The following is a 12,028-nucleotide window of genomic DNA, read 5'->3' as shown; positions in this document are numbered from 1 at the left end:
CGAAAACCATTGCGGCCGACGGCGTATGGCAGCGACTACTGTTGCTCCTCCTTACCCCTCCTGCAACAGCGCGTTCACGCGGCAAAACTCATCGTAAATAGCGCGCTCCTGTAACGTGAAGGAACCCGAGTCTGCAAGAAATCGTAGCCACCCCGGAGTGAGCCGGTGCTCTCCCAACTCCTCCCCGAGCCGAGTCATCAGGGTGTGCTTCCGCTCCAGAAGCTCAGCATCATTCGTGCGACGTAGCTCCAGTTGCATCTTGAACGCCTCCCTCCGCGCCGCAAATCAGCATACCGTCGCCCTACTCGCCCGCCCCAGTTACGCTGACCTCATCGATCCACCTGAACAACCGGAGCCGACCATTTCAAACGCAAATAACCTCAAGGCCCGCGTACAGCTCCTGGAGCGTGCGCTCGCGAAGCCCCCTAGCACCGATGATTTCGAAGCATTCCCCACCGAATGTCGATTTGAAGTGTCCTGCGTGTGCATGTATAACCACCAATCCATGGTGATGTGCTTCCAGCAGGTTTCTAGGCATTTTGTGTAGCGAGAGTTATTTTGAGCCCTAGGGCTTTCATGATTTTCGTGATAGCCGCAAAGGACGGGTTACCGTCTTTTGACAGTGACTTGTAAAGGGATTCACGGTTGAGTTGAGTTTCTTTAGCGAGCTGGCTCATGCCGTGTGCCCTGGCAATGTCACGCAACACCACCTGTACGGTTTTCGTATCACCGTCTTCGAGGGCGATAGCCAGGTAATCGTTCACTGCTTCTTGGCTATCGAGATATTTGCTTGCATCGAACGCTGAAAATGTTACTTCCTTCACGACTGTTCCTCCCTTACCTGTTGTGCGAGCTGTTGAGCGGTTCGAATATCTTTAGCCTGGCTGGATTTATCTCCTCCGGCCAGTAGGAAAACCGTTACTGCGCCTAGTTGGGTGTAGTACACCCGGTAGCCTGGCCCGAAATGAAATCTCATCTCGTTCACTTTCTCGCCAACGGGTTTGATGTCTCCAATCATTGTTCCGTGTGCTTCGCATCGGGCTATTGCATACAAAATGCGCCGCTGAGCATGTTTGTCTTTCAGCTCAACTGGAAATAATCTGCACACACCCAAGTGTAGCCTACAAGCTACAACGGTCAAGGGGAGAAAACCCCTCTCATGGCTGACTCCTCTTTCGGTTTGAGGGTTGGTTTGGAGGGTGAGCGGGAGTTTAAGCGAGCTATCACCGACATCAACCGCAAGATGCGGGTACTCGGGCCGACTCGCTCATGGTCAATGGCGCCCAACTCGCCCCACCCCAGATACACTGACCCCATCGATACCCCGAAAACCGGAGTCCGCCCATGCCAAACGCAGACGACCTCGAGGCCCGCGTGCAGCTCCTGGAGCGCGCGCTCGCGAAGCTCCTTGGCACCGATGATTTCGAGGCATTCCTCACCGAAACCGGAGCTGAGCAGTCTCCACCCAAACCCACAACGCCACCGCAACCACCGCAAGTATCACAAGTAACAGCACCCGAAGACCTCACCGCAGTCACCAACGACTCCTCCCCCGACGCAAAGCTGCGCCTGTTCGCCAACTACTTCCGCGGCCGCGAGGACGTGTACGCCATCGCATGGCACAACGGTGAGAAGAAGGGCTGGTCGCCAGCATCTTACGGCCGCTACGACCGCAACAATCCAAACCTGAAGCCACTCACTCCGCAGGTTCTCGTGCAGCACCTCCGCCGCGACAACAACCTCCACGTTGGGCTCTACCCGCTATGCAAGGGCGACACCTGCTTCCTCCTCGCCTGCGATTTCGACGACGCCGACTTCCGCACCGCCGCCCGCCTGTACGCCGATGCCTGCCGCGAGTACGGCCTCGACCCCCTCATCGAAGTCTCCCGTTCCGGCACTGGCGCTCACGTGTGGATCTTCTTCAGCGAGCCTGTCCCGGCTGCCCTCGCGCGTACCGTAGGAACGGGTCTGCTCGCCAAGGCCAGTCCGAAACAGTTCTTCACCAGCTTCGATCGCTTCTTCCCTTCCCAAGACACGCTACCCGGCAAACGCCGCGGCTTCGGCAATCTCATCGCGCTCCCGCTCGCGGGTCAACATCGCGCCGAGCACCGCACCATTTTTGTCGACGCCTCCTTCGAACCCACCGACGACCAATTCGCCACGCTCGCATCCACTGCCAAAGCATCCAAGTCCCAGCTCAAAAAGATTGCTGCTCGCCTGCAGCCAGATCCGGAGACCCAGCTTCCCCTGCCGCCGACCAAGGCCGAGCTCAAAGCGCTCAAACGAACCGGCAAGGTACTCGTCACACACGATTCCCGAGTGCACATCTCACTCGAAAGCGTCGACGGCACCACGGCCACCGCGCTTCGCCACCTCGGAGCGATCCCCAACCCGCAGTTCTACATCCGCCAGGCCCAACGCCTCTCCACTTTCCAAACGCCCCGCCTCATCATCCGTTTCGACGAGCACGACAACACCCTCACTCTGGATCGCGGTACGCTTGATCAGGCCATCGCTATCCTCAAAACCGCCGGTTACACCGTGAGTCGCCGCGGCAAAACGCCCAAGCCACGCACTATGCAGGCAGAATTCACCGGCGAGCTGCACCCCAGGCAGCGCAAAGCCGTCGCGGCCATGCGAAAACACCCCACGGGTATACTCGTCGCACCACCGGGTGCTGGCAAAACTGTGATGGCCTGCGCGCTGATCGCACACCGCCAAGTACCAACCGCAATCATCGTTCCCAACGTAGAGCTCGCCACGCAGTGGCGCGAAGCTCTCACCAAGTTTCTCGACGGCCCCACCATCGGCCAATACGGCGGCAACTCCAAGAAACTCAGCGGAGACATCGACATTGTAACCGCCCAGTCCATCAGCCGAGCCGACTCACGCACCGACTTCCTCGCCGACTACGGCTACGTCATTATCGACGAATGCCACCGCGTCGGCGCCGCCGGCCTCACCCGCGTCCTCGCAGACCTCAACGTCCGCTTCATCAACGGCCTTACAGCGACCCCGTACCGCTCCGACGGACTCGACGCCCTCTTACCCCTGATCTGCGGCCCCATCCGCCACACGATGGAACTCGAGCATGCCGGCCCCAAGCATTACGTTGTACAGACCACGGAGTTCACCTACGACGAACCCCACCTCTACTGGCCCGACCTCGACAATGCCCTCGCCGCCGATAGCGCCCGCAACGCGCTCATCGCCGAGACCATCGCCCGCGCCACCGCCGATGGAAGCAACGTCCTTGTGTTGGTCAAGCGCCGCGAGCACATCAGCGCCCTCGAAATCCTGCTTACGCGCGATCACCCCGACCTCCCCGTGCCGGTGTTTACGCTCCACGGTGCACAGTCTTCCAAGGACCGCAAAGCCACCCGAAAGGCCCTCGACAGCACGCCCCAGTTCATCCTTATCGCCATGTCTCAGATCGCAGGCGAAGGGGTGGACCTCCCAGCTCTCGACGCCCTCGTCCTCGCAGCCCCAGTCGCGTTCAAAGGCAACGTCATCCAGCAGATCGGCCGCGTTACCCGCGACTCGAAAAGCGCCGCGACAGTCTTCGACTTTCACGATCATCATGTCCCTGCGCTCACCGCTGCGTTCCGCAAACGCAGCTCGGTCATTCGCAAGCAAGGATTTGTGTAATCGGGTGCGCCCACTTCTCGGCGCGTTCCCTTTTCTAAATTCTTGTGGGGCCAGCGGGGCTCGAACCCGCGACCAGCGGATTATGAGTCCGCGGCTCTAACCGACTGAGCTATAGCCCCTTCGTTGAACAGGGCTGAATTGCACCAGTTCCGAAAACACATTACAACATGCCCAAAGCAATTTGAAACGGCCTCTACAGTTGCTACCATCAAACAGTTAAGGTATCAGCAAATTCAGCAGTTTCTAGAGCCAGATAAGGAATCCAGATGACCCCTGCCAAGATCATGGTTGTCTACGGTACACGCCCGGAGGCCATCAAGCTTGCACCGGTCATTAAGGAATTGCGCGCCCGTGATGAGTTTGAAACGCTGGTCGTCTCCACTGGGCAGCATCGTGAAATGCTCGCTCAAGTGACAGAGCTTTTCGGTTTTCAGCCGGATATAGATCTCGGCCTGATGCACAGAAAGCAACCGCTGAACCGGATTATGTCGCGAGCACTCAAGCGCCTCGATAAGGTTTTGAAAGAGTTCAAACCTGATGCACTCATCGTCCAGGGAGATACCTCAACCGCGGCATCCGCTGCTATCGCAGGATTTAACCGCGAAGCCAAGATCGTTCACGTTGAGGCAGGACTCCGCTCGTTCGACTTGAACTCTCCATTCCCGGAGGAGGCGAATCGCAAGATCATTTCCGCGATCGCATCGCTGCACCTCACTCCGACGAACCGTGCGAAAAACAACCTCATCGCCGAGGGCATTTCGGAAGACTCGATTGTTGTCACCGGGAACACCGTAATTGACGCTTTACTTGAGACTGCAGCGAAAGAAAGCCACTTTTCTAACACTTCTGTTGAAAATGCACTTCGGAGCTTCGATCGACGAGTCATCTTCACTTCTCACAGGCGCGAGAATCTTGATTCCCTCGCAAAAATTGGAGTTGCCCTCGGCACCCTGGCAGAGCGCTACAGCGACACAGCTTTCTTCGTACCCATGCATTTGAATCCTCGGATTCGGGAGCGTCTCCTCCCTGGCGTTGAACATCTCCCAAACGTAGTAGCCACCGGCCCACTCCCCTACGACGAATTCATTCACCTGATGAAGCAGTCTGACCTCATTATCACCGATTCTGGCGGAGTGCAGGAAGAGGCACCAGCGCTCGGACTACCAGCACTACTAATCCGAGACACAACGGAGCGCCCAGAGGCCATTGAAGCCGGCGTTGTGAAGATGATTGGCCCTGACCCTGACACCATCATTTCGGAAGCCACGGAACTCCTCGACAACCCGGATGCCCATGCCGCTATGAGAAACGCAGTGAATCCTTACGGTGACGGCCACGCAGCTGAGCGCACCGTGAAGGCTCTCGGTGACCTATTCAGCCTCACAATCGATTCTCAGGCACCAGAGCTTCACTCATCGTTCTAGCCTCTTGTAGGTTCGGCAGGCAAACACGCTAAACTATCAACGGCATCACCCCACAATCCAGCTGAGGAGCACCATGACCGTTGATCGACGCGACCACTTCGACATTGCCGTAATCGGTCTCGGATATATCGGGCTCCCGACTGCCGCGTTTTTCGCATCCACAGGCCTGCAGGTCTTCGGGTACGACATCAACGCGGATCGAGTAGCGACAATCGCGAAAGGCGAGGTCCCTTTTGTTGAGCCCGGTTTCGACGAATTGCTCAAGAATGTAGTCGAGTCTCAATCTTTGTCCGTGGGGACAGTGCTCAAGCCTGCAGATGTCTACATCATTTCTGTCCCGACTCCTCTCTCGTCAGACAAATCGGTTGATCCCTCCTACGTTTTCGATGCAGCAAAATCAATTGCTCCGCTACTCCAGGGTGATGAACTTGTCATTCTTGAATCGACAAGCCCTCCCGGGTTGACCGAAAAAGTGGCAGACCTTCTAGTTTCTGAGCGCGCAGATATGACTTTGTCCCCTGATCACGGAAACAGCATTTATGCTGCACATGCCCCCGAGCGCGTGCTCCCGGGCAAGATTATGGAAGAAATGACAACTAACGCGCGAATCGTAGGCGGTATCAACCCGACGTCTTCAGAGCGAGCGAAGAAGCTTTACGAGCGATTCTGCCAAAATGACGTTCTTACTACGGATGCACGAACCGCAGAAATGGCGAAACTTACCGAGAATGCTTTCCGCGATGTCAACATTGCTTTCGCAAATGAGCTTTCATTGATCTGCGATGAACTGGATATCGATGTTTGGGAGCTGATCTCCCTCGCAAATCGGCACCCGCGTGTAAATGTACTCCAACCGGGTCCAGGCGTCGGAGGCCACTGCATCGCAGTTGACCCATGGTTTATCGTCCATTCCGCACCAGATCAAGCCAAGCTGATCAAAACAAGCAGGCTAGTCAACGATTCCAAACCTGATTATGTACTTTCCAAGATTGACACTGCGTTAGCAGAAATCGAACCTAAATCTGAGTATCCGCGTATCGGCATACTCGGAATTACATTCAAACCCGATATCGATGACGTCCGGGAATCCCCCGCTCTACAGATTGCTCAGCAGATTGCATCGAAGCATCCAGAAACACACGTGGATGTTGTTGAACCAAACTTGGGTCAATTGCCACAGCAATTAAGGAGTTTAGCGAACATTCGTCACACGGGCCTTGCAAAAACCGTAGAACAGGCAGACGTTCTTGTGGTCTTGGTTGACCACTATCAATTCCGCCTAAGTGCAAAAGAAATCTCTCAACACCCTCACGTTATCGATACCCGGGGTCTAACAAGAAGCTAGTGCGATACATCTGAGCGTTGAGCAGAATTAAACCCATCGCTTGCAAATTCCAACAACTCTCGCGTCATGTCACCTGGCGATGGCCTCACCAGGTATCTGGAAGATTCACTCATCCAGCAGCGATTTCTGCTAAAGGATTTTAGCAAGGTTTTTAGCCATAACGTCGTCTTTTAGCTCTAGCGCTCGAAGCATTGCTCTTGTCCCATGGCTGTAATACTCCGTGTACTTTGCAGCGCTGTATTTTTCCGCCTTCTTACTTGCAACTAACAATGAATAGTGAAAGTCGTCGGGGGTGCGTGCACGGCGAAACTCATTCGGAATGTCAAGATAGAGTAGCCTGTGCCAGTATTTACCCCTTGCGGTCTCCAACAAAGGAGTTGAAGCAGGGTCAAGCCGGTTTAGCATTTCAAAAGTTTCATCAAAATACCTGTAAAATTTGTCAACCGGTAAAATATGTCCAGTGAGATGTTGTGCCTTGCTCTTCTCGCTTAAATGTCGGACGCAATAATAGCAGTCTACGTCTGATTGGATGGCAACACGGTCAGTTTGCGTATACGCAGATAGTGCGAACGGATGATCTTCGGCCATGCTGATTGTTGGGTTAAATCGGTATCCAAGTCCTCTTGCATACTCAGTCCGGAACATTTTGAGTACGTTCAATGAATCAACAAGAGGCGAAGATTCAATATCAGTCCGTGACAAGGTTTTCCTAAACAGAACTCTTGGAACACCACGATTGATTCCTTTGAACTTACCAAGAACCACATCCGCTTTATCAACGTCAGCCAACTCAACCATTGAGCTTATAGCATGTTCACCCAAATAGTCGTCGACATCGATGTAGAAAAGAAACTCACCGTTTGCACTGTCTAAAATGCGATTGCGTCCCGTGCTCGGGCTACCGGTATTTTGTTGCTCTAGGACTCTGCCGTTAAGGCCAAGTTCTTGGATGGCCTTTCTCGCTTTCTCTACAGTGTCATCAGAACTACCATCATCTACAATAAGCACTTCCATCTCTTCTAGTGGAAAATTTTGCTGATCAGCAATGCTTTTGATGCACCGTTCGACATAGTCACTTGCCTCATAAGTCGTTATACCAAGAGTTACTCTCACGTCAGAAAGCTCACCTTCATTTTGAAAAAGACCGTTTACTCGCAAATACTCTCGAATTTAGCAAGGGCCTGTCGATTATATTCTTTCCAGTCAAAGTCTACGGCAGTAATGTTGCTCGAACTCATCAACTGTAGACCTTTCTTTACGCCTTCCAGACTATTTTCGACGATCAAACCACCAAACTCTGAAATAATGCTCCTCGGCCCTGGAATATCAGTAGCGACAACTGGTACGCCAATGGCCATCGCTTCAAGTAGCGTCAGCCCTTGTCCCTCCCATTTCGACAATAAACCTAACGCCCGCGCATGAAGCACTACCCCCAATGGATTCTTTAAGAAACCCACCAAAAACACATCATCTTCGAGCCCTAAATCCCTAATCCGTTGTTCAAGAACTGGTCGCTGCGGCCCTTCTCCAACGAGAACTAATTTCTTACGTTTCTCCCTAGGTATTTCGGAATACGCTTCAAGAGTCCTCAAATGAGCCTTCTCAATTGAGAGTCGGGTGACGATGACAATGAATTCCTCACCCTCTTCGACTAGCTCCTGTACTTTTCGGGGCAGAGGAGCTCCTAGCGCTGCGTCAATTTTAGCTGAATCTAGCAGGTTGTTTGCCCACGTAAATCGAGGTTGATGTTCAGATGGCTGTTTTTTACCAGCCAAATACTCTTCATTTGCAGATGCCACCGACTCTGAGACAGAAATCGCTCGGTCGAAAAGACGGTAGTCTTCAAAAACAACATCCAGCTGCGGGTGCTTAGTTTTTCTTTCGGCTTCCATTTCATTATGCAAATAGATGATTTTCGACGTGCTTTCGGGTGCTGAACCCATAATATGTGCCCAAAAACCTGTGTACCCATCGAACTCGACTGAAGCTTCTGGGCGTGACTCACCAAAACTACGTTGCCATTCACGCCTATACCCAGCGTCAAGCACCTCAAGTTGCCGAGTGGTCAGGGCCCAATCTCCAGAATTTCGCATACCATCGAGATACTTCTCCTCTGCGTTCAAAAGAATCCCGCCAGCGCGAGGAAGAACCTTGATATTCTCGTCTAAAAGGGAAAACTGCTCCAACCGCGTTTCGTCGCGAAGCAAGGCAGATCGATCAGTAAACGCTATTACGGCTCCATTCCCGTGCTCCTCAGCCAACTCCTTGGCTAGTGCTCTGAATGATGAAGCGATTCCATTCGGAAGAAAAGAAAGACGAAAGACGAACGCAGGCTCATTAGCATTCGGTCTCGGCAGTGGAGCTATCATTTTATCAATGATTCGGTCACACGCTCCGCCGTCCTCATCCGGCAAATATGTTTCTATGAACTTTTCTCTTTCAGCCTGAAACTCATCTACACCTTCTCGCAGTGTCTCAAGCGCTACCTGAAACTCAGACAAATCTCTGCACACAGGTCCAGGAAAACTAATGTCGTATAGTCCACGTGTGCTTGAATATTCGTCTAGATCATACGTGTAGAAGACTACAGGTTTGCGGAGAGCCAGGTAATCAAAAAAGATTGACGAATAGTCAGTGACGAGTACATCGATAAGAGGCATAACGTCATACGAATTCATACCTGGTGGCAACAAGTATCCACTAAGTTCCGAATCAACTGCGAGTTCCTTAACGAAGCGATGAGCAGAGTAGAAGACTCGATAGCCTGAAGCTTCCATTAGCTTTATAACCTGGAGCTCTGCTTCAAGATTGAATGAGTCAGCTATGTCTGTGTTGACTTCCCCTCTCCATGTGGGCGCGTACAACAAAATTGGACGTACTTCCGCCTCCCCAACCAGTCGAATTCGGAGCTGCTCCTTGTCAACCTCTGACAATGTAACGAGCTCATCAATTCGTGCAACGCCCTCGGTTAGCAATTGGCCAGAAAATAGATTCTTGACCCCAAAATCTTTGAGCATGACCTCAGCAGTCCACTTATTTCCCACTGCTAGGTCAGTACATTGCAAAAGATTTCTTGAAATGTTGCCGTATGTGAGGAACTCACCCTTCACCTGGTCACCAAGCGTTTTAATAGGCGTTCCATGCCACGTATTCACATATCGCTGACCGGACCTCCTCACAAAATAGCTTCCAAAAGAGGTGTTGTTGATTAAGTACTTGGCGGTTGCGAGTTCCCTAAAATACCGATCTGTTTCCCGTTGAACAAATACTACATTCCTTGCATTTGCGACATCGCTGGGGGCAGAGATCTCGCCATCAACGACCCAAACGTGGCGCCAATCACCCTCGGGAAACCTTTCCTGCATACGCCGGTAAATTGCCAGGGGATTACACGAAATACTCGATCCATGGCCAACTTCGTAAAGAACTGTATGAGGCTGAATCGGTAGTCCTTCTCGGTAGGCGATGTAATCATCAAGCCTACTAGGCAAGCCATTCTTTGGCTTAGGGGTGCGCTCAATATACGGGCAGCGCGGAACGCGCATACGCAGATAGTAGCGACATGCGTCTTCGTACTTTCCCAAGCGATAGAGTAGTGAGCCAACCAGCCAGCAGCCTGAAGGGGAATGATTAGCGTTTCTGAACACCAATTCTTTTGCGAGTTTCAGTGCAGGCTCGTACTCTCCAAGCTGGAGCAAATACCGCAATTTGGCTTCCAACTCAAAAAGATTGAGTTTCGATTGGTCACGAATGATTCCAGAAATCCCAGGAAAGTTCCTAGCGCGGACTATCTCGTGATCCTGGAAGAAAATACGCCAATCATCGCCTAGCGGATCATTGAAGAAACACAAACAGGCTTGTTGATGCTCCTTCAGCGAATTCAACAGTCTACCTGCATGATAAAACGCCCCATACTTATCCTGTCCATTGATGCTCGCCGAATACTGGTACGCCTCAACTGCTTGATTGATTTCGCCAGATCGTTCAAGGGAAACCGCGAGTCTGAATGCGGTATATCGTCTATTACTGTTAAAAACTAGTGCTGCGCTATAGCTTCCGACCGCGGCTTCCCACTGATCCGCACTTTCTGCAGCAACTCCCTTCTCATATAGAAAGTCATCTGGACTGATATCTCGTATTGCTGCTTCGCTATCAAACGCATCAAGTGCAGCGCCCCAGTTCCTATGGTGAGAGTGCAGGGCACCCAATCCATAATTTTTCTTGTTCTTGGGCAGGCGTGCAAGTGCGCGATCATATTCGCGTTTAGCTTTGCTAATCTCTCCAGCCGCTTCTAAAAGTTGAGCTTTCAGGTAGAGCGCGCCAGAGGTTAGTGGCTGGAAACTATCAGCCTCTTCAAGAACTCGTAACGCTCTATCATCATTACCTAGTAGATTTTCAATTTTGGCGAGATCTTCATGTATCTTTAAAACCTGTATTTCAGAAGCTATTTGAGTAAGAGCCACTCGCTTATCTGCCAGTGATGCGCCACTATTATCTAGACACGCAGTAATTCTCAATAGCGCTTTGTTTCTTAACGGCGAGTCTTCACTTATCTCCCAAAATTTCGAGATTGCTGACGTGTAACGTCCCAGCGCTTCGTCCGAAAGCCCTTGATTATAGAAAGCAAAGTCTCGAGAAGTCAGGTCAGACTTTGGAGAATACAACAAAACTTTTTCGTAAGCTTCAATGGCCTCTTCGAATCGTTTTGCTTTTTGGAGTAGGAAGCCAAAGCGTCTCCACGCTTCAGGATTCGTCTTTTGCTCCCTTGTCCACCTAGCTGCCTCGGCGATGGCTATTTCTTCTTCATGAACTTTATCGAAGTACTTGACAGTAACTTCGCGTGCTGCTGATGGTGCAAATGGTGTCAAATACTTGGCAGCATTCACTGCAGTGTCACTAGACAGGGCATCCTTGGCTTTATCTTCAATACTTTTAGATTTGAGACGGATGTTCTTCATTTCTGAGATGATGTTCTTCATTTTTACCATTTAAGTTTCTACCCTAGTTTCATGCGCTCGCTGCTGCCTAGAATCTATTGAGTAATGCAGTTTTGCTTCCAAAACTCGCCAGGTACTCTGATTACAAAAGCGGTGTTCATGAGATGAAATGCCGCCGATCTGCCGGACCGTGGCTACTTTTTAGAAAGTTCATTTTTAATTTGCGTGGTAGAAATGCTAGGTGTTCGCGGTAAGTAGACTATTTCACAAAGACCTTCGAGTTGCTCGTCAAATTTTCCAGCCCAATCGTCTCCCATCGTAAAAACGTCTACGTGGTAATTTTTGATATCGTCCGGTTTTTGTCGCCAATCATTCTCAGGTATAACAAGATCAACGAATCGGAGAGCTTCGAGCATGCCTTTTCTCTCTTCGAAGGAGAAGTACGCCGACTTACCTTTACCTTCATTAAACTCGTCTGTCGAAATAGCAACGATTAGGTAATCGCCTAACTCCTTAGCTCTTTTTAGAAGTCGAATATGTCCATAGTGGAGCAAATCAAAAGTCCCATAAGTTATTACTCTGCGCATGCAGATTACTTTACTAAAAATCTTGCTCTAGCTCGATTTGCGCGTAAACGCCTTTTCCGACCAGCCGATCTCCCTAGAAAATTGTCT

At 51.5% G+C, this 12,028-nt stretch carries 9 protein-coding genes and 1 tRNA gene; 3 read left to right on the top strand and 7 right to left on the bottom strand.

Annotated elements, in window-relative coordinates; translation table 11 throughout:
- Positions 1-51: 51 nt before the first annotated feature.
- From BJP05_RS03040 to BJP05_RS03030, 3 genes are all read right to left on the bottom strand, one after another.
- Entirely contained in the window at positions 52-258 is a 207-nt protein-coding gene (locus tag BJP05_RS03040) for a hypothetical protein (protein WP_070362127.1), read from the bottom strand.
- Between the two features lie 272 nt (positions 259-530).
- Positions 531-824, bottom strand: a complete 294-nt coding sequence (locus tag BJP05_RS03035) for an addiction module antidote protein (protein ID WP_070362126.1) — start codon at positions 822-824, stop codon at positions 531-533.
- Positions 821-1,108, bottom strand: coding sequence for a type II toxin-antitoxin system RelE/ParE family toxin (locus BJP05_RS03030; RefSeq protein WP_240492794.1), 288 nt, complete (start codon positions 1,106-1,108; stop codon positions 821-823). Before BJP05_RS03030 ends, BJP05_RS03035 begins: the two co-directional genes overlap by 4 nt.
- Positions 1,109-1,344: 236 nt before the next feature.
- Between BJP05_RS03030 and BJP05_RS03025 the strand changes: the two genes are divergently transcribed.
- Positions 1,345-3,648: a DEAD/DEAH box helicase gene (locus BJP05_RS03025; protein ID WP_070362125.1), complete on the top strand. Its 2,304-nt coding sequence runs from the start codon at positions 1,345-1,347 to the stop codon at positions 3,646-3,648.
- Positions 3,649-3,693: 45 nt separating this feature from the next.
- On the opposite strand, the gene BJP05_RS03020 is transcribed toward BJP05_RS03025, so the two are convergent.
- Positions 3,694-3,767: transfer RNA gene (locus BJP05_RS03020), tRNA-Ile, on the bottom strand.
- Positions 3,768-3,914: 147 nt separating this feature from the next.
- Here BJP05_RS03020 and wecB point away from each other — a divergent pair.
- Positions 3,915-5,072, top strand: coding sequence for a non-hydrolyzing UDP-N-acetylglucosamine 2-epimerase (wecB, locus tag BJP05_RS03015; RefSeq protein WP_070362124.1), 1,158 nt, complete (start codon positions 3,915-3,917; stop codon positions 5,070-5,072).
- A gap of 73 nt (positions 5,073-5,145) precedes the next feature.
- The gene (gene wecC, locus BJP05_RS03010; protein ID WP_070362123.1) at positions 5,146-6,417 is read left to right on the top strand and encodes a UDP-N-acetyl-D-mannosamine dehydrogenase; all 1,272 of its coding nucleotides are present in this window, start codon (positions 5,146-5,148) and stop codon (positions 6,415-6,417) included.
- A 129-nt stretch (positions 6,418-6,546) separates the two neighbouring features.
- Here wecC and BJP05_RS03005 read toward each other — a convergent pair whose 3' ends face one another.
- The 3 genes from BJP05_RS03005 to tagD all read right to left on the bottom strand — a co-directional run bounded on the left by BJP05_RS03005 (position 6,547) and on the right by tagD (position 11,941).
- Positions 6,547-7,530, bottom strand: coding sequence for a glycosyltransferase family 2 protein (locus BJP05_RS03005; RefSeq protein WP_070362122.1), 984 nt, complete (start codon positions 7,528-7,530; stop codon positions 6,547-6,549).
- Positions 7,531-7,565: 35 nt separating this feature from the next.
- The gene (locus BJP05_RS10930; RefSeq protein WP_168156172.1) at positions 7,566-11,396 is read right to left on the bottom strand and encodes a CDP-glycerol glycerophosphotransferase family protein; all 3,831 of its coding nucleotides are present in this window, start codon (positions 11,394-11,396) and stop codon (positions 7,566-7,568) included.
- Positions 11,397-11,548: 152 nt separating this feature from the next.
- Entirely contained in the window at positions 11,549-11,941 is a 393-nt protein-coding gene (tagD, locus tag BJP05_RS02985; RefSeq protein WP_070362118.1) for a glycerol-3-phosphate cytidylyltransferase, read from the bottom strand.
- Between the last annotated feature and the right edge of the window lie 87 nt (positions 11,942-12,028).

It is taken from the genome of Corynebacterium sp. NML98-0116, from assembly GCF_001767255.1.
GTDB classification, from domain to species: Bacteria; Actinomycetota; Actinomycetes; order Mycobacteriales; family Mycobacteriaceae; genus Corynebacterium; species Corynebacterium pseudogenitalium.
Note: the sequence above shows the minus strand (reverse complement) of the source record. Positions and strands in the feature narration are given on the sequence as shown.